The 23,495-nt window shown below is 34.6% G+C and carries 24 protein-coding genes and 1 tRNA gene; 20 read left to right on the forward strand and 5 right to left on the reverse strand.

The annotated features are described in order from the left end of the window. The first annotated feature begins 13 nt into the window (after window positions 1-13). From C8N46_RS03445 to C8N46_RS03455, 3 genes are all read left to right on the forward strand, one after another. Window positions 14-832 (forward strand): T9SS type A sorting domain-containing protein, encoded by an 819-nt coding sequence (locus tag C8N46_RS03445; protein ID WP_108113442.1) that lies wholly within the window; start codon window positions 14-16, stop codon window positions 830-832. Window positions 833-1,005: 173 nt separating this feature from the next. Next, window positions 1,006-1,392 carry a helix-turn-helix domain-containing protein gene (locus C8N46_RS03450; RefSeq protein ID WP_108113443.1) on the forward strand — a complete coding sequence of 129 codons (387 nt, stop codon included), beginning with the start codon at window positions 1,006-1,008 and terminating at the stop codon, window positions 1,390-1,392. A gap of 5 nt (window positions 1,393-1,397) precedes the next feature. Further along, window positions 1,398-2,219, forward strand: coding sequence for an IS3 family transposase (locus C8N46_RS03455; RefSeq protein ID WP_108113444.1), 822 nt, complete (start codon window positions 1,398-1,400; stop codon window positions 2,217-2,219). Here the strand turns inward: C8N46_RS03455 and C8N46_RS03460 are convergent. Continuing rightward, entirely contained in the window at window positions 2,203-5,112 is a 2,910-nt protein-coding gene (locus C8N46_RS03460; RefSeq protein WP_108113445.1) for a hybrid sensor histidine kinase/response regulator transcription factor, read from the reverse strand. The genes C8N46_RS03455 and C8N46_RS03460 overlap by 17 nt on opposite strands. A gap of 498 nt (window positions 5,113-5,610) precedes the next feature. On the opposite strand from C8N46_RS03460, the gene C8N46_RS03465 reads away from it, so the two are divergent. The 9 genes from C8N46_RS03465 (at window position 5,611) to C8N46_RS03505 (ending at window position 13,783) form a co-directional block, all read left to right on the forward strand. Next, window positions 5,611-6,039, forward strand: coding sequence for an ABA4-like family protein (locus C8N46_RS03465; RefSeq protein WP_108113446.1), 429 nt, complete (start codon window positions 5,611-5,613; stop codon window positions 6,037-6,039). Then, a complete protein-coding gene (locus C8N46_RS03470; RefSeq protein WP_108113447.1) occupies window positions 6,036-6,833 on the forward strand; it encodes a hypothetical protein in 798 nt (265 codons plus the stop codon). The genes C8N46_RS03465 and C8N46_RS03470 overlap by 4 nt, the downstream gene beginning before the upstream one ends. A 5-nt stretch (window positions 6,834-6,838) precedes the next feature. Continuing rightward, window positions 6,839-7,909, forward strand: coding sequence for a sensor histidine kinase (locus C8N46_RS03475; RefSeq protein WP_108113448.1), 1,071 nt, complete (start codon window positions 6,839-6,841; stop codon window positions 7,907-7,909). Then, a complete protein-coding gene (locus C8N46_RS03480; protein WP_108113449.1) occupies window positions 7,906-8,676 on the forward strand; it encodes a LytR/AlgR family response regulator transcription factor in 771 nt (256 codons plus the stop codon). Before C8N46_RS03475 ends, C8N46_RS03480 begins: the two co-directional genes overlap by 4 nt. A gap of 46 nt (window positions 8,677-8,722) precedes the next feature. Next, complete coding sequence (locus C8N46_RS03485; protein WP_108113450.1) at window positions 8,723-9,337, forward strand: hypothetical protein; 615 nt, start codon at window positions 8,723-8,725, stop codon at window positions 9,335-9,337. A 72-nt stretch (window positions 9,338-9,409) separates the two neighbouring features. Continuing rightward, a complete protein-coding gene (locus C8N46_RS03490) occupies window positions 9,410-10,498 on the forward strand; it encodes an SGNH/GDSL hydrolase family protein (RefSeq protein WP_108113451.1) in 1,089 nt (362 codons plus the stop codon). Next, a complete protein-coding gene (locus C8N46_RS03495) occupies window positions 10,495-11,070 on the forward strand; it encodes a hypothetical protein (RefSeq protein ID WP_108113452.1) in 576 nt (191 codons plus the stop codon). The genes C8N46_RS03490 and C8N46_RS03495 overlap by 4 nt, the downstream gene beginning before the upstream one ends. A gap of 270 nt (window positions 11,071-11,340) precedes the next feature. Beyond that, window positions 11,341-12,630 (forward strand): hypothetical protein, encoded by a 1,290-nt coding sequence (locus C8N46_RS03500; protein ID WP_108113453.1) that lies wholly within the window; start codon window positions 11,341-11,343, stop codon window positions 12,628-12,630. Further along, window positions 12,620-13,783 carry a glycosyltransferase family 2 protein gene (locus C8N46_RS03505; RefSeq protein WP_108113454.1) on the forward strand — a complete coding sequence of 388 codons (1,164 nt, stop codon included), beginning with the start codon at window positions 12,620-12,622 and terminating at the stop codon, window positions 13,781-13,783. The genes C8N46_RS03500 and C8N46_RS03505 overlap by 11 nt, the downstream gene beginning before the upstream one ends. Before the next feature lie 95 nt (window positions 13,784-13,878). Here C8N46_RS03505 and C8N46_RS03510 read toward each other — a convergent pair whose 3' ends face one another. Then, window positions 13,879-14,553: a class I SAM-dependent methyltransferase gene (locus C8N46_RS03510; protein ID WP_146169717.1), complete on the reverse strand. Its 675-nt coding sequence runs from the start codon at window positions 14,551-14,553 to the stop codon at window positions 13,879-13,881. Between the two features lie 515 nt (window positions 14,554-15,068). On the opposite strand from C8N46_RS03510, the gene C8N46_RS03515 reads away from it, so the two are divergent. The 8 genes from C8N46_RS03515 (at window position 15,069) to C8N46_RS03550 (ending at window position 21,264) form a co-directional block, all read left to right on the forward strand. Then, complete coding sequence (locus C8N46_RS03515) at window positions 15,069-16,205, forward strand: hypothetical protein (protein WP_108113456.1); 1,137 nt, start codon at window positions 15,069-15,071, stop codon at window positions 16,203-16,205. A gap of 103 nt (window positions 16,206-16,308) precedes the next feature. Next, window positions 16,309-16,485 carry a hypothetical protein gene (locus C8N46_RS20320; RefSeq protein ID WP_158269070.1) on the forward strand — a complete coding sequence of 59 codons (177 nt, stop codon included), beginning with the start codon at window positions 16,309-16,311 and terminating at the stop codon, window positions 16,483-16,485. A 116-nt stretch (window positions 16,486-16,601) separates the two neighbouring features. After that, window positions 16,602-17,741 carry a hypothetical protein gene (locus C8N46_RS03525; protein WP_108113458.1) on the forward strand — a complete coding sequence of 380 codons (1,140 nt, stop codon included), beginning with the start codon at window positions 16,602-16,604 and terminating at the stop codon, window positions 17,739-17,741. A 28-nt stretch (window positions 17,742-17,769) separates the two neighbouring features. Beyond that, on the forward strand, window positions 17,770-18,285 hold the full coding sequence (locus tag C8N46_RS03530; protein WP_108113459.1) for a hypothetical protein: 516 nt from the start codon (window positions 17,770-17,772) through the stop codon (window positions 18,283-18,285). Further along, window positions 18,282-19,100, forward strand: coding sequence for a tetratricopeptide repeat protein (locus C8N46_RS03535; RefSeq protein WP_108113460.1), 819 nt, complete (start codon window positions 18,282-18,284; stop codon window positions 19,098-19,100). The genes C8N46_RS03530 and C8N46_RS03535 overlap by 4 nt, the downstream gene beginning before the upstream one ends. Before the next feature lie 95 nt (window positions 19,101-19,195). After that, window positions 19,196-19,795, forward strand: a complete 600-nt coding sequence (locus C8N46_RS03540) for a methyltransferase domain-containing protein (RefSeq protein ID WP_108113461.1) — start codon at window positions 19,196-19,198, stop codon at window positions 19,793-19,795. 84 nt (window positions 19,796-19,879) lie between these two features. Further along, window positions 19,880-20,686, forward strand: coding sequence for a DUF6503 family protein (locus tag C8N46_RS03545; RefSeq protein WP_108113462.1), 807 nt, complete (start codon window positions 19,880-19,882; stop codon window positions 20,684-20,686). Window positions 20,687-20,688: 2 nt separating this feature from the next. Then, complete coding sequence (locus tag C8N46_RS03550; protein ID WP_108113463.1) at window positions 20,689-21,264, forward strand: DUF2911 domain-containing protein; 576 nt, start codon at window positions 20,689-20,691, stop codon at window positions 21,262-21,264. Here the strand turns inward: C8N46_RS03550 and C8N46_RS03555 are convergent. From C8N46_RS03555 to rseP, 3 genes are all read right to left on the reverse strand, one after another. Continuing rightward, the gene (locus tag C8N46_RS03555) at window positions 21,251-21,748 is read right to left on the reverse strand and encodes an Arm DNA-binding domain-containing protein (RefSeq protein WP_108113464.1); all 498 of its coding nucleotides are present in this window, start codon (window positions 21,746-21,748) and stop codon (window positions 21,251-21,253) included. The two genes, C8N46_RS03550 and C8N46_RS03555, sit on opposite strands and share 14 nt — an antisense overlap. A 201-nt stretch (window positions 21,749-21,949) precedes the next feature. Next, a tRNA-Asn gene (locus tag C8N46_RS03560) sits at window positions 21,950-22,023 on the reverse strand. Window positions 22,024-22,132: 109 nt separating this feature from the next. Further along, entirely contained in the window at window positions 22,133-23,458 is a 1,326-nt protein-coding gene (gene rseP, locus C8N46_RS03565) for an RIP metalloprotease RseP (RefSeq protein WP_108113465.1), read from the reverse strand. Window positions 23,459-23,495 lie beyond the last annotated feature (37 nt).

Below are 23,495 nucleotides of genomic sequence, written 5' to 3' on the forward strand. Positions count from 1 at the left end.
TTAAAACAATAAAATGAAAGCAATTAACTTAACTTCAATATTACTATTTGTGTTGTGCATTTTCTCAAATAAATTAAAAGCTCAAGATGGTTATACATACACCTTGCAGCATGATGGAGGTTATGATTTTACAATTCAAGCAGTTCCAAATTCTAGTTCCAATACCTTTGCCACTTCAGTACAGAGTTATGGTTTTACAATTATTTTACCAGATGGTATTACAGCTACAATAACATCATCTTTAGGAAATGGAGCAAGTGCTACGTTTTTCAACGGATCGGATGTTGGCGATTCATCTATTGACGGTTACTTAGTAACTGAAGCCTTAGGAAGCCCTATTTCTTTACCAGCACCATCACTTGCAACAAATTCAGATATGGTTAGTTTTACTGTCAATGGAAATCCTTCTTCAGGAACATTATATATACTTGAAAATAATTCAAGTATAGCAACAGCAGTAACCCCTTTAAAATCGTTTATGGCTGCAGATATGGTTGATGACGGAATGGCTGTGTTTCCAAATGTTGTTGATGAATTTACTTCGGCTGTATCTGGAATGAGCTCATTTAGCTTTACAACTTTAGGAATCAACACTAATGAACTTTCTATTACTTCCATGTACCCAAACCCAACGGATGGAATAGTCAATATATCTGGAGTTCATAATTTAGAACGTATTGAAATTTATAACCTTAATGGCCAATTGATACAATTGTTTTCAAAGAATGGTAATATGCAACAAATTGATGTCACAGAGCTTCAATCTGGAGTATACTTAGTGAATGTTCAATCTAAGTCTGCCAGTAAAACATTTAAACTCATTAAGCGCTAATATTATTTTTAAATACAAATCAATACTTAACTAACTTATTGATTTGTAAAAAAAGATGCTGGATTCATAACAAGCACATTATGACAATTAAAGCCACTTCAATTATTAGAAGTGGCTTTTTTTTATACTTTGTGTCTCGTCCTGAAATAGCGTTACACTAAACTTTAAGTGTAATGAAAACAAATTATATAAAGCGAACACAGAAAGATTATTCATTATCTTTTAAACTCCAAGTAGTTCAAGAGATAGAGCAAGGAGAACTTACTCGATCTCAAGCAGCATTAAAGTATGGCATTCAAGCAAAATCTACCATTAGGACTTGGTTGCAAAAATATGGTAACTTTGATTGGCAAAACCAAACTTCACAAGCCATGCCTAAAACTCCCGAGCAAAAGATTTTAGAATTAGAAGAAAAAATCAAATTATTAGAAAAGCAGAAAGCACGAGCAGAACACTTAGCTGAACGAGCTGATAAGAAAGCTATTTTGTTCGATATGATGATTGATTTGGCTGAAAAAGAATTTAATATTCCCATCAGAAAAAACTCCAAACCCAAGTAATTGATATGTTCAAAATACACTACAGAGAAAGTATCTCATCCACTTGTGAGTTACTTGGGTTAAGCAGGCAAGTATATTATCGAGCTATACGTTCCAAAGAGAAACGACAATCCATTGCTAATGATGTGATTGATTTAGTACAATCCATCAGAATGGATCAACCGCGTATTGGCACAAGAAAATTATATCATATTTTACAAGATTCTTTACGTAGTTTAGGTGTTGGCAGAGATCGTTTGTTCGCGATTTTAAAAGCAAATCATCTATTGATTAAGCCTAAGCGAAGCTATCATATTACTACCAACTCTCATCATCGTTTTAGAAAACATAAAAACTTGATTGAGAATTTAGATATCAACAGACCAGAGCAAGTTTGGGTAAGCGATATCACTTATGTAGGTAATAGAAGTAATCCGATATATTTATCGCTTGTTACAGATGCATATTCTAAAATGATAGTTGGATATTATTTATCAAATACTTTGGCGGTAGATAGTTCTATAAAAGCACTAAAGCAAGCCGTTAAAAACAGAAAATATCCCAAAGAAACACTAATACATCATTCTGATAGAGGATTGCAATATTGCAGCAATCAGTATCAAAGAATACTACAAAGACATACTATCAAATGTAGTATGACAGAATCTTACGACCCGTATCAAAATGCAGTAGCTGAGCGAATCAATGGAATCTTAAAGCAAGAGTTTTTAATCAATACTGACAAAATTAATATCAAGATGATGAAAACTATCGTGCAACAAAGTATTGAAATTTACAACAACAAAAGACCGCATTTATCATGTCATAATTTTATGAAGAAGCCGTAAAATACGTTGCTGGATGCTTTCCAAAACGCTCTATATACAACTTACTAAAACGGGTACTGTTATGAATACCCACTGAAATAGCAACTGCTTTTACATTGCTATACGTGTCTTCTTCTAGCAAGGTTCTCGCTTTTAAGAGCTGAATTTCTTGTTGAAATTTCTTCGGACTCAGTCCTGTAATGAGTTTTATTTTTCTGCGTAATTGACGTTCACTTACATAAACTTTCTCCGTAAGATCAGTTAACTTAAAATCAGGATTATCAATATTTTGCGCAATAATCTCAGCCACTTTGTCAATCAATAGTTTGTCTGATTTTTTTATAATTGCTTTTTCCTCAGCAATGGTAGTAAGTTGTTCCGTAAAAGCTTCTGATACTTCTTCTTCATGTTCAACAGTTTGTGTACTCTCTTCTAAAAACTGTTTTCTACTTTCAGAACGCATGAGCAAATTGTAAACTCGTGCCAGTAATTCTGCCGCGACAAAAGGTTTACTCAAATAATCATCTACTCCAAAAGTCAATGCTTTGATTTTATATTTTATATCAGATAATGCCGTTAGCATGATGACAGGAATATTGCAATAGACTTCCGATGCTTTCAATGTTTCTAACAAGGTAAAGCCGTCCATAGCAGGCATCATTACATCAGAAACAATCAAGTCTACAGCAGTATTTTGTAGCTTATCCATTGCCTCTTTTCCGTTGTTTACCAATAATACACGATACTCTTTTTGCAAAATAGAAGCGATAAATTGTTGCATGTCTCTATGATCTTCCACAATTAAAATTGTGTGTTCTTTCAACGTTTTATCCATATGTTGTAGCATGGAAGCAAACGTGTCTACAGAAGGTTTTATCTCATCTACTTGCGAACTTTGGTGTTTGTTAGTGTCCACATTTTCCAACGGAAGTTTAACTACAAACTGACTTCCTTTTTTTACTTCACTTTGTACGTGTATGGTACCATTCATAAACTCCACCAATTCTTTTACCAACGACAAGCCAATTCCGTAACCACCTTCCAGTGGTTTTGAAGCATCATTGCTTTGAAAATACCGCTCAAATACATGTGGAATATCTGTGGCAGGAATGCCAATGCCAGTATCTTTTACGGTGAGAATGAGTTGTTCGTCTTCCAATTTTCCACATACTTTAATAGTGCCATTTGCTGGTGTATATTTAATAGCGTTGGAAAGTAAATTATTTAGAATTTTTTCCAGTTTTTTGGTGTCTACTATGGCAGTGTAGCTTTCCAAATCCTTAAAACAATAGTTAAAATGTAGTTTCTTTTGCTTCATTATAGCGGTAAACTTTCGCATCGTTGTATTTAAAAAGGTATCCAAATCGACATTTTCTCGTTTCAACACCAACTCTTTGGCTTCTAGTTTGGACAAGTCTAGCATGTCATTCACCATCGTTTTTAAGGAATCTGTATTATTCATTGCCATCTGAATCTTTGCTTTTGTTGAAGCATCTAGACTTTTATGATTTTCTTCTAACGCAAGTTCCAACGGACCTTTTATCAACGTCAACGGTGTTTGTAGCTCGTGCGTAATATTTGAAAAGAAATTTGATTTTATCTTATCCAATTGCTCTAACTGCATATTTTTTTTGGCAATTTCTCGCGCAAGTTTGCTTTTCTTTTTCCAATCTTTATAAATATAAATCATACTAAAAATACCTACTGCTAATAGCAACGCAATCCAAAAAATAATTTTATTCATCTTTTCACTTTTTGCTTCGGCAAGTTCAATATTCTTATCTCGTCGTTGTATTTCTATAAATGCTGTTTTTTTAAGTTCCTCTTTATTGGACATCTTTTTTTCAATAGCTACAATTTTTTCCAATAATAAATTTGCCTTCTCAAAAAAGCCCTTTTCTTTGTAGGCATCGTACAATAGATTTCCTGTAGCAATCTGTCTGTCTGAAAGTTTTTCATTTTCTAAAAGCGCAAATGCTTTTTCAGCATGGTACAACTTATCTGATACATTGTTATTTTTTTTACCAATAACTGCTTTCAAATAATGGTATTTAGACAATAAGCTTAAATATTGCTTATCTTCCTTTAGTATTAAATGCGCCTTATCTAAATAGAGAGTTGCGTTGGCAATGCTATTAATATCTACATAAATATGCGCCAACTCCAAATACGACATCGCTGTTCGTACGGACATACTATTTCTTACAGAAGTAGCAATAGCTTTATAGGCATATACTAATGCGTCATCTATATTGCCCGCCTGTCTATTAAACCGAGCACAACGCAGATAAACAATAGACGAAATTTTTGAAACATCTATTTGATTTTTTTCGACATAAGCAAACAATGAATGGTAGTGACTCAATGCAAGCTTGTAATTTTTTTGAAAGGCAAAAATTTCAGCAATTTCTGTTGTTGCAGCTTGTCTTTGATGGTAAAAATAATCAGGATTGGTAGTATGCTCTGTTTTGGAAATAATGTCATTGAAAAAGTCCAACGCCTTTGAAAAATCTCCTAAACTTTTATATACTGTTCCTTTAAAACGCAGTGCATGAAGCTTTAGTTTTAGACTTTCATCAGATTGTGTATTACTAGTGAGTGCTATAATCTTAGTACTATACTGTAATATATCCTCGTAACGAGGAACTTTTAAATAATAAGCAGAACTGTAATATACAAAACAGATATTGGTGTAAGCTTTTGCAGAATCAATAGCAGTTGTAGCTTTTTGAAGCATTTCCAAATTATCATTCAATTTCTTTTGATGCGTAGGTAATAAGTTTGATTGTAAATTATCATCTTTAAATTCTGCTGTATTTTTATTCAGACCATAAGTTAAAAAAGAATACAGCAGTAGTATCCATAATGGGCTGTATTTTAGTGAATTTGGGCGATATTTTATAACAAAAAGCATAGGTAGGTTTTTACTAAATATAGGAAGTTTCAGCAGAAAAACGCAATTTTATTGGTTGAAAATTCTTTCTAAAATAAGTAAATGACTACGAAAAAACCGTAAAATGTAATACGGGTTAAAAAAATTACGCAATCGTTGTAGTTTTTTGTTTAAGGGTTTTGAGTAGTTATCAAAAAAACCTTAAACAAAAAAACGAGTGATTCATTATAAATCATTTAAAAAAAGGGAAAACCATAAACTTTTTACTGTTGCCAAATTTTTTAAAATGCATGGAAAAAAGAAAGAATAGTATTACAAAATACATTTTTTAGTACAAGAAATACGTAGTTCTTAAGTTAAAAACATGTTCAATTTGAGCAATTTACGATGAAAAATAGCTAAGGTGTGACACTTCAAACCCCATTTGCGACACTTCAACAAAAATGACTCGTATCAAACCTCAAAAAGTAACATCTTTGAAGCATCAAACAAAAAACGAACACTTAAAATTAAAATCTTATGACACCAGCAGAAGTTTTTAAAATTGTAGGCGCACTAGCCTTACCGATGTGGGTTTTACTCGTATTTCTTCCCAAATGGAACGTCACCCGATTTCTAATCGATTACAAAATCATTCCTATTGTACTTTCAGTAATTTACGCTATATACATTACCAAAGCACTCATAGCTGGCGGTATGATGGATTTCGGAAGTCTAGAATCTGTAATGCAACTCTTCACCGTAGAAAATGCAGTAGTAGCGGGCTGGATTCACTATTTAGCCTTCGATTTATTGGTCGGAATGTGGATTGTAAATCAAAATCGTAGTCTGCAAATTCATCCTGCAATCATTGCACCGTGTTTGCTGGGAACGTTCATGTTTGGACCTGTTGGCTTTTTAATTTTTATGATGATTCGTAGTGTGAAACTCAAAAAGACAAACTCATGAAACTACTAAATCACGTCCTCAATACCGTTAAAAAAGAAAGTCCAATATTATACACTATTGTACTCATACATGTAGTATTTGCTATAATTTGTGTTGGCGGAATGCTGATAGACGAACGTACGCTTGGCGGCATCAGCGTATGGATAAAACCACTAAAATTCTGGATTTCGGGCGGAATTTACATCTTAACATTAGGTTTCTTCATTACCAAATATCCGTATTCCCTAAAAAAGAAAAACATCCTCAGAAACATTGTTTCGTGGACACTATTACTTGAAACAGGCATCATATTTTATCAAGCAGTTCGTGGCGTGCGCTCGCATTACAATCAAGATTCACTATTTGATGGAATGCTATTTACCGCAATGGGAATACTCATCGGAATCAATGTACTTATTATGATCCTATTAGCATTTGACGCCGCACGCTTAAAACTTAAAGTCGCAAAACCTATTCAAGTGGCAATCTGTATTGGTTGGATTGTGGTTATTGTTGGAAGTTGGGTTGGTGGACACATGATTGGTCAACTAGCACACAATGTTGGTGTAGCCGATGGCGGCGAAGGATTGCCCATTTTAAACTGGAGTACCGTTGGTGGCGATTTGCGTGTAGCACACTTTGTCGGATTGCATGGTATTCAAATAATTCCGTTATTCGCATGGATACTTGTCAAAAAATGGCATACCACCACACGCAACAAAGTCATTGCTGTATTAATATTCGGATTGCTATTTACAGCGTGTATCGCGTACGTATTCTATCAAGCAATGCAAGGAATTCCATTCATTAAATAATATAGATGAAGATTTTCAACAAAGAAAAAAGATTACAATACATCGGATTCAATGATGTCTGGTTCATGATTATCGGAATCATTATTCTTGGTTTTGTGACCGATTATCTATTCAACAATTCATTTGCACGGTATCCTTTTTGGAAAGCGGTATCACATTGGAGCATTTCGTTATGTTTTTCTATAGTCAATTGGTGTGTGATGCGAACCTATTTTATCTACTTGCGAAAAAAACTTCCCAACGTTGCACAAGTAGGCAAACGCGCTCTTATTTTATTCTTTGCCATTGTGATTTCTGTGACTACGATTGACGCTATTGGCGGAACCATAATAGCCTATTTTTTAGATGCAAAATATTACTTTTCGGAACGTATTCGAGTGCTACTGCCTATCATCATTATCAGTGTGATGGTGATGGCAATTTACGAAGCAATTTACTATTACATCCAACTCAAAAAATCGATTCGCGAAGAAGAGCAAGCCAAACAAGTCGTTGTTTTAGCACAGTTAGATGCCTTACGGAATCAGGCGCAGCCGCACTTTTTCTTTAACAGTCTAAATACCTTGCGCGATATCATTGATCAAAACTCCAAAGAAGACGCCAAAAAATTTGTAGACAAACTTTCGGATGTATATCGGTATATTTTAGATGCGAGCAATGCCAATATCATTCCGCTTCGCGATGAGCTCAAATTTGCCAATGCCTACGTGCACATTCAAAAAGAACGTTTTGGTGCCAATTTGCAACTCAATTTGCAATTGCCAGAAACTATATTAGATGCTTTCATTGTGCCAATAAGTTTGCAATTACTGCTCGAAAATGCCATCAAACATAATGTCATTTCGCGCTCCAAACCGTTGACGATTAATGTAAATTATAAAGATGATTATTTGGTGGTCAACAATACAATTCAAGCAAAATCAACACAATTACCCTCTACAAAATTAGGATTGGTCAATATGCAAAAACGCCACGATTTGATTGCTGAAAAACGTCCAAAAATTGAAAACAATGGTAAAGAATTTACGGTATTTGTTCCTTTATTAAAACCTTCTGACTTAAAACATTCGTTATGAACATACTCATCATAGAAGACGAATTTCGCGCGGCAAATCAGTTGCAAAACATGTTGCAGAAATGTGGTTTTTCGTACAATTTATTAGACACAATTGATACGGTAGAAGATGCCGTGCAATGGTTTCAAACCAACCCACTGCCCGATTTGGTGTTTATGGACATTCAACTGGCAGATGGTTTGAGCTTTGAAATCTTTCAAAAAGTGGAAGTAGATGCACCGATTATTTTCACCACAGCGTTTGACCAATATGCGATTCAGGCGTTTAAAGTCAACAGTGTCGATTATCTCTTAAAACCTATTCAGCAAGAAGATTTGCAAAAAGCCTTGGATAAGTTCAACAAATCCAATCAATCGCAACATATTGAAGCTTCTGTATTAAAACAATTATTAACAAGCATACAATCGCAAACCGAACTCAAAAACACCAAACAACGGCAAGGATTGCTGGTCAAAGAAGGCGCAGGTTTTGTGCAAATCAACATCGCAGATTTGTGTTATATGTATTCGGAAGACAGCGTTACGTTTGGCGTTACCGAAACCAAACGCTACGTTATTGACGAAACCATTGATCAATTATTCAGCACGCTCAATCATGAGGATTTTTACAAAATCAATCGTGGACAAATTGTAGCAAAGCGCGCCATTCTAAAAATACATCCATACTTCAATCACCGTGTAAAACTGTCCATGCAAAACGAACGCAATCAAGAATTCATCGTCAGCCGACAAAAAACAAGTGATTTTAAAGCGTGGTTGAATTGGTAGTATTCATTTATAACTATCTTGTAGTGAAAAATTAAAAAAATAGAACATGAGTCAATTAAATTTTGGTGTTTTTAATGATTTTTGGGATAAAAATCCTAATCACTTGCCATTTTTAAGTTTGCACTATTTACCTAATATTTCAGAAGGTTGGGGTTTGTATCAAAGTATCGAAAAGCTTGATGTAATTATTGAAGAAAATGACTTATCTGGAATAATAGAAGGGATAAAACTTTTATTAAAAAGTGAAAATTGGCGACCGCATTTGGTAGCTTCATTAGCGATTTTAAAAATAAAAAAAGACGAGCAAATAAAACTTAAATCGTTATTGTGGGAACGAATAAGAAAAGGTTCATGGGTAAGTCCTCAAATACTTGTTATTTTGTCAATTATCGATATTGACTTTAAAAAAATTGCGAAAGAAATATACGAAAATGGATTCCAAATAGTCTATTCAAAAATGTCATCTGTAGAACATCATTCAGCAAGAGGTCCAGCAGGGTTGCATGTTGATAATCAAAAGGTCATTGCTTCGGTAGAATATTTATTGCATGGTACAATTAATGACTCATTTGAAAATGATTGTGGCGGTTCAATTACAAAATCATGGAAAAAGAATTTAATGGATTTAATAGAAAATAATAAGTTTACAATAAAGTCATGATGAGTTCAATAGTAGATAATAATTAAACTTCATTGTTCAATCAAATTATAAAACCCTATTTTCGTCTCCATCATGCCAAAAAAACTAAAACTCATCCTTATCAACCTATTGGTTCTTGTGATTGGAATTCTAATCATAGAACTCAGTTTTGGCGGTTGGTTGAGCAGTAGCAATCAGTTGAGCAACTTAGGAATTATCAAAGATGCCAAATTCGAATTTGAAGTTGGTGATTTGTACATGACCAAAACGCCTACAATAACCTACACACGTGATGCATACGGATTGCGCGGCATCGCAACGTTTAATCAACCTGAAAAAATAGACATTTTAACCGTTGGCGGAAGCACGACCGATCAACGCTATCTGGACGATTCGCAAACTTGGCAAGAAGCGTTGCAACGTGAATTTCAAAAAAACGGAAAAGACATCTATGTTTCCAACGCTGGCGTTGACGGACAATCAACCTACGGACATTTAAAAAGTACGGAAATTTGGTTTCCGAAAATTGAAAACTTGCAGCCTAAAGTCATTCTATATTATGTCGGAATCAACGATTTTTACAGAGTCAATAGCGATGCCAAATACGATGACATTCAGCAAGTGAACAGCGGCGGATTCAAACAAAAAATCAAAGACAATTCTGCGTTGTATAGTGTATATCGAAAGCTTCGAGGCATGCAACAAGCAACCAAATTTGAAGTCGGACATCGCAATATTGATTTTTCACGCGTGCATTACACCAAAGAAGAAATTTTAAATGAAAAACTGCTAGAAATCTATGATGAAACCAATCTCAAAGCGTTTAAAACCCGCATTCAAAAACTAATAGACTACGCAAAAGGAATCAACGCAATTCCAATATTCGTTACGCAACCAACCATGCATTACAAAATCAGAAATGGTGTGATTTTCGGAACGGAATCGACTAACTATTTAGAAGAAAAATACGCGTACAATGGTGTTGGGTATTTAACACTTCTCAACAAACTCAATCAAGCCATGAAAGAAGTCGCAGGCGAAGCGTCAGTCATCGATTTAACCAACGACGAAGACTGGAATATTATGGACTTTTACGATTATTTTCACAATACTCCAACAGGTGCCAAAAAAGTTGGGCAGAAAATGTATGAGAAACTTTTCCAACTCGGAGTTTTAAAGTGAAGAATAGCAAAGAAATACCAAAGTTTAAAAGTGCTTTTCCTAGAACTTTACTTGTAGAAATTGAAGGGATAATTTCAAATATTAATATTACAACAAAACATGTAGCGTCTAGGGATTTTACAATCTTTCTTAAAGGAGAAAAAATTGAAATACCTTATCGAATTTATTGGGAAGTATCAACATTATCTGAAGATACATTGAATGATATTCAAAAGTTAATACTTGCCTGTATCCTAACACGGCATCACAATGGATTTATACGTGAAGAAAATCTAAACAAATTATTTTCATCTGATGCATATTGGACAATTCCTTTTATTATACAACTTACAGGAGAATACGTTGTTGAAATACTTGAATTCATTTTTGAGAATTTTGATTTGCTTGATAAACAAAACGTTCTCCGATTTATTCTAGAAAATAAATCATATTGGCAGAAAACAAAACAAAGAATAGCTAGTTATTGGAATTGTTACTATCGTTATGGTAAAAACTCAAAAAAGGGTAATTACGTAGGATTCAGGTTGATAGAAAAAATAGAAAGTTTGGAAGTTGAAAATATTGAATTTTAAATGCTGAATTAAAACATTGGTACACTTTCAAATTATCAAATTTACACATTAAAACAAACCGTCACTTCGAGTGAAATCTTGAAAAGATTTTGTATCGAGAAGTACTAGGAAACTAAATGTTTTCAAAGTATTTCTCGATACTTTTTTCTTTCATTTCGACAGGCTCAATGTGAAGAAAAACATTCGAAGTGACGTTTTGTACAACTTAATCGCCAACATTGAAAACCAACTCAACAGCCAAAACCAAAAAAATTAAATACTTTTACCAAAATGAAAACAGTGAAGTGGTTTCAACAAAAAAGTAATCTGACAATAGGAATTGTATTCCTCGCGGCTTTTATATGGGTACTTTTACAGCCTGTTGTGCACTATCCAGATTCGGCAGGTTATCTTGAAATGCACATCATTCGCACGCCTGGTTATCCGCTATTTCTTCAAATTATACAAAGCGTATTTGGTGAACATTATGAAATTGGGATTGTTAGCATTCAGTTTTTATTCGGTTGTTTTGGGATATATTATTTCATTCAAAAATTACGATTATACAAGATAATTAATGGTTTTTTTAGCATCTGTTTGGCAATTGTGTTGTTGCTTCCTTATGTTACAGGATTAAAAATTGCAAACAATATACTTACAGAATCCATTTCGTATAGTTTATACCTAATTATTGTGGCGAAATTCATTTCGTTCTTTCTCTCAAAAAACACAAAAGAACTGTATTTTTCGCTTCCAATTTTGGCTTTGTTGCTCATCACGCGCTATCAATTTATCTACTTAATTCCGATTGCCTTGGGATTGCTATTTTGGGTAAGTTACGTTCAAAAAACACTTAAAAAACAGTTGCTTTTAATAGCATTATATATCACGCTTCCGCTGATGACTTCTCTCATCGACAGAACGTATCACAAAGCAGTTCACGGACATTTTGTAAGTACACCGTGGACGGGAATGAACATGATAACGCTGCCTTTTTTTGTGTCGGATGCGGAAGATGCAACACTTTTTGACGATTCCACCGAAAAAAAATTTTTCCAAAATACCCATCACGATTTGGTGGCTTCACAAATGAATATCAACAATTTTGATACTACTGTTTTTCCGAATCCAACACAATTTTACATAGGACGATTTGCTGATATTACGATGGGACCGATTTACAAAAATGGTGTCGCAGTTTTGGATAAAACACTTTCGGAAAACGAAAAATTCATCGCATTGGATCAAATGACGTCCAAAATGACCAAGCCATTGTTGTTGGAAAATTTTTCAAAGTGGAAACGTATCTACATCAAAAATGCGATACACGGTTTTGGCGGTTTCAAATACATGTTGTTATATCTGCTGATATCATTTTACAGCATATATATGTTGTTAAAACGCAATGAAAATAGTTATAAAGTCTTAGGACTGCTTTCGGGGTTGCTCATTGCGAATGTGCTTATTGTTGCGATTGGCATGCACGCCGTGGTTCGCTTTACTTTTTACAACGATTGGGTATTATTCCTCACGATTTTTGTATTATTGACTTCGCTTAACAAAAAACGGTATGAATCCTGAATTATCTGTCGTAATGCCTTGCCTAAATGAAGCAGAAACTTTGGAAATCTGCATCAAAAAAGCACACGATTTCTTTGAAAAACATCAAGTTGCTGGAGAAGTGGTGATTGCTGATAATGGAAGCACCGATGGCTCTCAGGAAATTGCAAAACGATTGAACGCTCGTGTCGTTCCAGTAGCCGAAAAAGGCTATGGAAACGCACTCAAAGGCGGCATCAAAGCAGCGAAAGGAACCTATATTATTATGGGCGATGCGGATGACAGTTACGATTTTTCGAAGTTGGAATTGTTCTTAGAAAAGCTTCGCGAAGGTTACGACTTAGTGATGGGAAATCGTTTTAAAGGCGGCGTTAAAAAAGGAGCGATGCCTTTTTTGCATAAATACTTAGGAAATCCGGTATTGTCGTTTATTGGACGGTTGTTTTTTAATATTAAAATTGGTGATTTCCACTGCGGATTGCGAGGCTTTTCCAAAGAAGCCTTCTACAAAATGGAGGTCAATACCACAGGAATGGAATTTGCCTCAGAAATGATAGTAAAATCCAAACTCAACGGATTGACGATTACGGAAGTTCCCACCATTTTACATCCAGATGGACGTTCGCGTCCGCCACACTTAAACACTTGGCGCGATGGTTGGCGACACCTACGGTTTTTACTGCTCTACAGTCCGCGTTGGCTGTTTTTATATCCTGCATTTTTGTTAATCATTGTAGGAACTATTGTATCTGCACTTTTAATTGTAAAACCACTTCAATTCAACGGAATCATCTTTGATGTACACACGCTTTTATACACAGCAAGTGCGGTCATCATCGGATTTCAATTTTTGATGTTTTACGGATTGACGAAGATTTTTGCGGTAGAAAACGGCTTGCTTCCCAAAAGCAATCGCTACACCAAATTGTTCAAGTTTTTTACCCTAGAAAAAGGATTGATTGTCGGTTTTCTAACCTTTGCGTTGGGAATCTATTTGAGTATTTCAGGATTTTTAGATTGGAAAGCGACAAGTTTTAGCGATTTAAAACCAGCGGAAACTTTACGCATTATTGTTCCTGCGGTGTTTACCATCATGCTGGGATTGCAAATCATACTCTTTAGTTTCTTCTTTAGTATTTTGGGATTGAAGCAGCATATTAAAGAAGATAGCTAATAACCTTTATTTGCCATAATTTCTACTAAATGTGATTAAGTAAAAGAATTTAGTATAGATGCTAAATTCGTGAATCGATACACTAGCGAGTAAAGTTATATGGTTTTTGTTTGTATCACACTCACAAACTGATACTTTCCTTTAAAAATATACTTCACCAATGGTAAATGATTGTACAAATAGATTGGACAAATACGTTTGACTTCTTGCAATTGTTGGTTCTCTAAAATAGCTTGAAAACTTTTTTGGGTAAAATAGCGCTTCGGAATGGAAACACCGTAGCCGTAATTCCCGATGATGTCTGCCAATTGGAGCAACGTTCTGGAGAAAAAACCGTATTCGAAATGATCTTTAATAATGATAAAATTGGCCACACGTTTCGCTTCTTGCAACAACCGATTTCTATTTTCGACATCGTGATGCAAAACATCGCTAAACAAAACCACATGAAAAGAAGCATCTGGAAAAGGCAGCGTTTTTCCATCAAAAGCAACATAATTTTTCCAATCTTTTGTGTTTGGGTAAATATCTACGCCAGTACCTTCAATATTGTGTCCTTTTTCAGAAATAATAGTGGTGATGGTCATATCGCCACAACCAATATCCAATAAACGAATAGGACTTTTAGCAGCAACAGGCAACTGTTCAATTTCTTCTATAAAAAGCGAACTTAAAAGCGTAATTCGATGGCTGTGCGATGTTTTTTTATGAAATCGAATCAGCAACTTATCGAAGAAACTTTTTTTATCTTTTGCTAGTGGAGAACTCATGAATGTGTCAATAAGCAGTAAAGGTACTAAATCTGTACTAGAGATGTTCAAATCACACAAAAAGTAAGATATGAGTGTAAGGTTGTATTTATTTTTGCGACAAAATGCATCCAATTTTTTTCTTCACTAGAATCTTGCCTTTGAAATAACAAGAAAAAACACATAAAACAAGTTGTAATATCTTAAAAAACTTAGCATTACTTCACGTTTTTTTGATATCTTTTTTATAAAAAAATCATAAATTTTCAAAAATTATTTCTTACAAATACAAGTCGTAAAATATGTTAAAATTTAAGAATGTTTGTCAGCAAAAAATCACCTATTTGTGCATAATTCAGCAGTTTGACAGAAAAATACGTCGTTAAAATTTTAATAAGATTGTATGTAAATGTTATAAAAAATATGTGAAAATTTTTGGATTATTTCAGTAAAATCGTTAAACACTTAAAATAAATGTAGGATTTTTGTGTTATTGTTAGTAATATAGTATTGAACAAATTACACTATAAAATCGTATGGCTGAGTTATTAGAAAAAGACGCAATCATTTCAGATATCAATGAAAAAATCAATACGGTAAAGATTTTACTGTATAAAGAAGCGCCGCATATTTTTGAGAAAATCGACTTTGACAACGATGAAATTTTCTGTAGCCCTTTGTTATTTGCTTTTTTTAGACATAAAGTAATTAATACGTTTACGCCTGAAGAAGAAAAAGCGTTGCTAGAAGAATTTATGCAAGGCTATTATGTAGAAAAGCCTGAAACCTATAGCATAACACATTTATACAACGAAGAAGGAATTGCCTATATGCCAAGTGTTGGCTATTTTAAAAAGGGAGAAAACACACCTTTTGCACCAACGGCATACGTTAAAGATTCTTCCGTAAAAATTCTGCGCTGTGCTACACCTTTTTTAAAAGTTATTTTAGACATACCGCTTGAAGATCAACAATGGGATGACGAATTGTACAACAATCGTATTGGGCAATTGAACAACGCAATGGATTTGATCCGAAAAAATGTTCCAGACCAATACAAATTGATTGACCAATGTTGCGAGTATATTTATTTGTTCAACACAGATCCAAACAATTCCAATTCGTTTGCTAGTGGAAATGCGCTTGGATTGGCTTTTTTTAATGTTTATCAAGAAGAATACAACGAAATATTTTTCATCGACGACATTGCGCATCAAACAGGACATGTGATTATGAACAACTTGATGTTTAGCAAACCTACGTTCTACAAAATTGACCAAACGCAAGCTGTAGAAGAAATTCTGGGCAGACCAGATCATCGAAATGTCAACATCTTAATTCACGCTTTATACACATATTACACCACATTTTATTGCTTAGACGAATGCATCACTGCAAATAGTTTTGAGGGAAAACTATACAAAGAAGCAGTGGCACGTATCGGATTTTACCAACGAAAGTGTCACACCGATTTGCAAATACTGGATGTAGTCATTAAACATTTTGGCGGACTCGAAAATATGTTGACTGATAAAGGATTGAAGGTAATGAAATCCATTACCAACAAATTTGAAGAAATTACACAAAAATGGGGAGAAACTATCAACGCGTACGATTTCTCGAACCAAACTTACAATTTCAGTTTCAAACTATTTGAAGAACTGAATCCATGAAAAAAATAAGATTGAAAAATCTGAAAAACATTTGTGCGCACAAATAGGCGAAAACCGAAAAGCCTTAGAAAGAGTAGGTAAAACAACCTTTAAATTTAATATTATGAGTAAATTATCATTCGCAGAATTAGCAAAAAAAGCTGATGCAATCGTATCAAACGAATTGTTAAACACTATTGCTGGAGGTGTATCAGAACCATTTAGTGATTGTCATACTGACGACTGCCACTACGCTGTAGCTTCTGCACCATCTAGTCCATTAGACACAAGAAGCAAGTAATAATTTTTTAGTTGTATAACTAAAATTAAACTACAAAAGCAGAGATTTGATACACACTTTAGTGTTATCAATCTCTGCTTATTTTTCTACCAAAATTGATCTCGTAATACAAAAATATGCTTACCAAATTACTACCCATAAAACAAAATGCACTAGCGGATATTGTTAGAATTCTCATCTACAAAGAAGATGCTTCGCTGCTAACAAAAGTCAATCTGGAAGACGACCACGTGTTTTTAGAACCCTTGCTCATGGCGTATTTTAACAAAGCACAAACTGAAAAATCCTTTCCAGAAGGAATGTTGCCCGCGCTATTACAAGGATTTTTTTTGGAAGCAGAAATCATTGCTACGGATGTACTTTGCAATACAAATGATATCGCGTATGTTCCCGAAAAAGGATATTATAAAAAAGGAGCAACTTCACCATTTGAAGGTGTTCACATTATTCCAGAAACGACGGTTGAAGTCTTAAAATATGAAGTGCCGCTGCTGCGGAATGTGATTCATATTGTGTCCAAACGCGATCCTATTGCAGAAAACGATTTGGTGATGAATACTTCGCTATTTGATCATAACATTACGCCGTTAACCAATGCTTTTCAACATCTAAAAAAGAACAATTCAGATTTTTATAATTTGATAGATTTGTGTGTGAAAAAATGTGCGTTCTACAAACTCATCGGTCGCTACAGTCGCTCGTTTGCTTCCATCAACGCCAATGGCACTATTTATTTTGCGATTCCCGATGGAAAAGATGCAGAAGACGAAGTCTATTTTTTAGACATGATAGGATTTTTTACGGGGAAAATGCTGCATACCACCTTATTTCACAAGCAAGAAGAACTCTTTAAAATCAATCACCGAACGCGAACTACCGAAATTGTGGAAACAGAAGAGCATCGCAATATATATACGTTGTACAACAATACATTTTGCAATGTGATGGCGTGTGTAAGTTTGGAAAGTTGTGTAACATCCGATACATTTTCAGAACAGCAGCAGCAAGATGCAAAAGCACGTATGGCGTTGTATCTTAAAAAATACCAAGTAGACAGTCAAAAATTGGAAGCAGTCATTGCACATTTTTCAGGAATCGAAAATGTATTTGTAAAAGATGGCATTCAGATTTATCATTTTATGACCAATCATGCAAACCGAATTTTGGAAAACCATGAAGATATACTTGATGATTTTGATTTTTCAAATTTTCACTATCGAATGGAATATCCTGAATTCTCAAAAATAAATTCATAACATTCGTAAAATACCTGCCAAAACAACCATGAAAGCGAACAAAACCTACATATATATAGCGCTACTTTTGGTGTTTCTGAGTTGTAATTCCAAAAAAGAAACAGAAGTCACGCAAAAACCTGAATATCTAGACGATATTGGCGACACCACATTCAATCCAGCACTTGACAACGCCAATTTCAAATTTTGCGATTCCACCAACGTACTTCATAAAAGAGCTAGCGTTGCCTACACAGGTGGCATTACAGCCATGGAAAAAGAATTGATAAAAAAGTATAAAAAACAACCTGCATTTGAATCGTTTACAGGCTACTTTTTTATTCGTTTTGCGGTAAACTGTAACAATGAATCTGGACGATTCCGTTGGGAAATCGTTGATGAAGAATTTAAAGAAACAAGCTGCCCCAAAGCGCTGGAAGAGGAAATCATTTCTACCGTTAAAAGTCTACAGCAGTGGAATTACCCAATTTACAGAGGAAAAAGTTACGACGGATATACGTTTATCATTGTAAAACTAAAAAACGGAAACATTCTACGCTCATGAAAAAAATACTCTTTACACTAGGATGCTTTTGCACGACTTTACTATTCAGTCAAGGAAATTGTTTATTATATCCTGAAGGAAGCGACGCGCGAAAAGCATGTGAACTTGCCTATGAAGGGAAAAGTTTAAAACAAGGCAGCAGAGAATCGCAAGAAATGTTTGATTCCATTCTCAAACTCAATCCGGAATACGATTGGGCATACATGGAAAAATCGGTAGCGTATTTAAAACGCGGACTTATTGTAGAAGGGTTGGAATTGCTCGACAAAGCTGTGGAATTGGAACCGAGATACAATCTTCCGTACAGAGCCTATTGGCACTTTCAAAACAGAAACTACAAACTTTGCATTCGCGATTTGGAACGCTATTACAAACTGCCAAACGCATTTATATACGAACTCACACCAGGTGGCGATAAAGACATGCGACTCTTATTAGCGATGTCGTATGCCAAAGAAGGAAATCTGCAAAAAGGCATAGAAACGGTGCAAAACTGTCTTAAAAGTTACAAACGCGAATCTGATTTTGGCTTGGTCGATTATCATATTTTAGGCATGCTGTACGTAAAAAATAAGCAATACAAAAAAGCGTTGGAAGCATTTGACAAACAACTCAAAATGACGGAAGATTATCCCGATTCCTATTACTATATGGGATTGGCGTACAAAGCGTTAAACAAACCAAAAGAAGCCAAAATGCATTTCGAAAAAGCCAAAGATAAATTCTTAGACGATTCTCATATTCGTAACGGATATTTATGTTATAAAGTGTATTATTCGGATGTGCTTGATGAAATTGACGCGCTTTCGGAGTAATGCATACTTAAAAGAAGCATACTACTTCTCAACAAAAAGCTAAAGTTTATAGAAAATCAAATTCTTTTCAGAACTTTACAAAAAAAATTGTTTGTATGAATTCAGCAGAAACAAAAGCGTATTGGTCGCAGCGTTACCAAGAAGAACGTACAGGTTGGGATATTGGTTCGCCTTCTACACCGTTAAAAGAATATATTGATCAACTATCTAATAAAAACCTTAAAATTTTAATTCCAGGCGCAGGAAATGCCTATGAAGCCGAATATTTATGGCAACAAGGATTTTCAAATGTGTATATTTTAGATATTTCCAAACTTCCGCTAGAAGCTTTCCAACAACGAAATCCTGATTTTCCTGCGGAACAATTGCTTTGTGAAGACTTTTTTGAGCATACTGGAACCTACGATTTAATTTTAGAACAAACCTTTTTCTGTTCGTTTCCGCCATTCCCAGAAACCCGAAAAAAGTACGCAAAACACATGACGCAACTCTTAAAACCGCAAGGGAAATTAGCAGGTTTGTGGTTTTCATTTCCGTTGACGGATGATGTGGAAAATCCACCATTTGGCGGAAGCAAAGAAGAATATCTCAACTATTTTGAACCGTATTTTAACGTGAAGGTTTTAGAAAAAGCACACAATTCCATTCCGCCGCGCGCAGGCAACGAACTCTTTGGGATTTTTGAAAAAAGTTAAATACTGTTAAAAAAAGAAAGGTGTTTGAATTTATTCGACAAATTCAGCAATCAAATAAAAAACTAACTTTAAGCCTTCACTGTTTTGAAAAAAACACTATTCTCATTTGTGCTTTGTGCACTATTTTTAAGTTTCACTTCGTGCGATTCTGAAAAGAAATCAACTCCTGAAACAACGCCAACTGTTTCTGAAACTTCTCAAAAAGAAACTCCAAAAACGGATAAAGCGTCACAAATTCTTCAAGAAACCATCAAAGCACATGGTGGCGATTTGTATGAGAATGCACACTATCAATTTGTATTTCGAGATAAAACATATACGTTCAAAAACAACGGAAATAAGTTCACCTATACAGTAGAAAGTACGAAAGATGGTGACCAAACAATGGACGTTTTAGAAAACGGAGTCTTTTCACGCCAAGTGAACAATCAAACCATTACACTTTCTGAAAAAAAGGAAAACAGTGCCAAAGGTGCTATCAATTCCGTGATTTATTTTGCAACATTACCACACAAACTCAATGATGCTGCCGTAAATGTGAGTTTTATAGAAGAAACAGCTATCAAAGACAAAAAATACGATGTGTTAAAAGTGACCTTTAATCAAAATGGCGGCGGCGAAGATTTTGAAGATGAATACCATTATTGGGTGAATCAAGAAACGAAAAAGATTGATTATTTAGCCTATAACTATCAAGTCAATGGTGGCGGCGTTCGTTTTAGAAGTGCCTATAATGTGCGAGTTGTGGATGGAATTACCTTTCAAGATTACATCAATTACAAAGCAGAAGTTGGTACGCCATTAACGGATTTGCCAGCGTTGTATGAGCAAGGAAAACTCAAAGAACTTTCAAAAATAGAAACAGAAAACATAACTAATTTAACTCAATAACCATGAAAAAAATCATTATGATGTTGGCATTTTTTGCCGCTGTAAGTACCGTAAATGCTCAAGATTTTCCAAAAGCAGATAAAAGTCCGACCGACATTGCACATTATCCAACAAACGCAGCCAAAAGAGCTTTTGCAAAAACAGACGCTCAGAAAAAAGCGTTGGAACCAAAAATCAGAGTCATTTATGCGCGACCTTTTAAGAAAGGAAGAAACGTTTTTGGCGAATTGTTAAAATTTGGAAAAGCATGGAGAGTCGGTGCCAACGAATCTACCGAAATTTTATTCATGACCGATGTGATGGTGGGCGATACCAAGGTAAAAGCAGGTCGTTATTCGGTAATCATTGTTCCAAATGAAGATTCGTGGACCTTACATATAAATTCAGAAAATGACGGTTGGGGAAATTACTCGTATGATGCTTCTAAAGACGTAGCGAGTATTACTGTACCCACACAAAAAAGCGATACCGAAATTGAGCAACTATCCATTGTACTATACGAAAAAAGCGAAAACGTAGTACACTTAAAAATCGGTTGGGACACGACTATTGCTGAGTTTCCAATTACGCTAAAATAATACCAAAGAAGCGATTAATTATATCTAGTTTTCTCTCTTTAATTAGCATAAAGCTTACAAGATCATTCTTAACATAGTAAAACTTATTCCAAGTAGATTGTTTTAGATCAATTCCTATAAGGCTTTTAAGCTCCTCTAAGTAGCTTTCAAAACATTCTACAGTATGATATTCTTTTTCTAATTTCTCTCCTTTATAGAGCTTATAAACATCTTCAACGGTAAAATCTTTCTCTTGAATTTGGAGTATTAAAAAAGCCTGATTAATAGCATTACTAATCAGGCTTAATTGTTTGTTTGAGAACTCAGATTTTTCAAAAGAGTCTAGTATTTTCTGTTTTCTACTATTCCAATATTTAGGACTCACAAATAGTCCTGTATTAAATGCTTTTCTTTTTTTGTTATATGTTATTCTACATCTTATAGGACAGAGTCCTTTACTGTTAATTTCACCCTTGCTGAGTACAAATAATATATGGATTTTCATGGTTTTCACGTTTTTTTAAAATGGGTGTCTTCTCTATTTTGATGGGTGTCTTTTTGGGTACCTTTTTTTGAATAATTATTCAGTAATATCAAAAAAAAGGAAATGCTATAAAATAGTCCAAAAAACTTGGAAAGTTGGCGAATTCACAAGAAGTATGGGCACAAAAAAAGCCACCCTAATGGATGGCTTTTGAAAGCTTTGCTCCCCCTCTTGGGCTCGAACCAAGGACCCTTTGATTAACAGTCAAATGCTCTAACCAACTGAGCTAAGGAGGAGTGTTATTGCTTTTTGCGAGGGCAAATATAAGGCTATTTTTTTTTCCAACAAATAAATTTTTTAAAAAATTAAAAAACTTTTAAAATTCGTTGTGACACTTTGGTTTTACTAGCCTTTTATAAGATTCCAAATGTCATTTCCGAAGATAACCACCATCAAACTCATGATGATTACAAAGCCTACAATTTGTCCAATTTCCATCACTTTTTGCGATGGCGCTTTTCCAACGATGATTTCATACAATAAAAACATCACATGACCTCCATCTAAGGCAGGAATTGGTAGAATGTTTAAAAAGGCCAACCATACCGAAAACATTGCCATAAAGCCCCAAAAGAATTCCCAATTCCATGATGCTGGCATCATTTCAACAATTCCAATCGGCCCTTTTACCTTTTCATATCCTTTTATGATAGGATTGAAAATTAATTTGAATTGCTTTACTTGACGTACTAATACGTTCACGGTTTCTTCTAAACCTCTCGGAATAGATTCAAAAAATCCATATTCTTTGGTGACGATTAAACGCTCTCTTGCTTCTCTACTATTCAATCCTACGCCAATAGTTGCACTGTCGGTAACTTGTACAGGAAGCATTAATTCGCTACCATCTCTTTTTAATGTGATTGTTACTTCTTTACTAGAATTTGCTTTTATTTTTGTTACAAATTCATCCCAAAATTGGACTTTACTACCATTTACTGCCAGAATTTCATCATTAGTTAGCAATCCAGCTTCTCTGGCATTTGTTTTTGTCGTATCTACCGTAATAACAGGTGCAAAACGTGGTGTCACAAAGTTTCTTCCTTGACTGTCCAATGCTGCTTTTTTTCCTTCATCACTCAATGGAAATGTTACTTCTTTTCCATCACGCAATACAGTCATTTCATCGCCTAAGAGAATATCAATAGATAAGTATTTGTCTAGTTTTTCTACTTTATCGCCGTCAATTTTTAAAATTTTATCGCCCGTACGCAATCCAATTTTTTCACTGATTTCATCTACATAAATTCCATCCTTAATTTGGTCAACAGGAATGTACGATTCTCCATAATAATTAAATAAAGAAACATAAATCACCCAAGCCAATAAAAAATTCACAATAACACCACCTAACATGATAATTAAGCGTTGCCAAGCTGGTTTGGAGCGGAATTCCCAAGGTTGTGGCGGTTTTTCCATTTGTTCCTTGTCCATGCTTTCATCAATCATTCCTGCAATTTTCACATATCCACCTAATGGAAGCCAGCCAATTCCGTACACAGTATCTCCTATTTTCTTTTTTACGATAGAAAACCAAGGATCAAAAAATAAGTAGAATTTTTCAACTTTCGTTTTAAAAAGTTTTGCTGGTATAAAATGCCCCAATTCGTGAAGAATCACTAAAATCGATATGATTAGAACAAACGATGTAATCTGAATAAATACTCCCATTTATAGTATAAAATGTTTATAGAACGCACAAAAGTAA

Source organism: Kordia periserrulae (assembly GCF_003054265.1).
GTDB classification, from domain to species: domain Bacteria; phylum Bacteroidota; class Bacteroidia; order Flavobacteriales; family Flavobacteriaceae; genus Kordia; species Kordia periserrulae.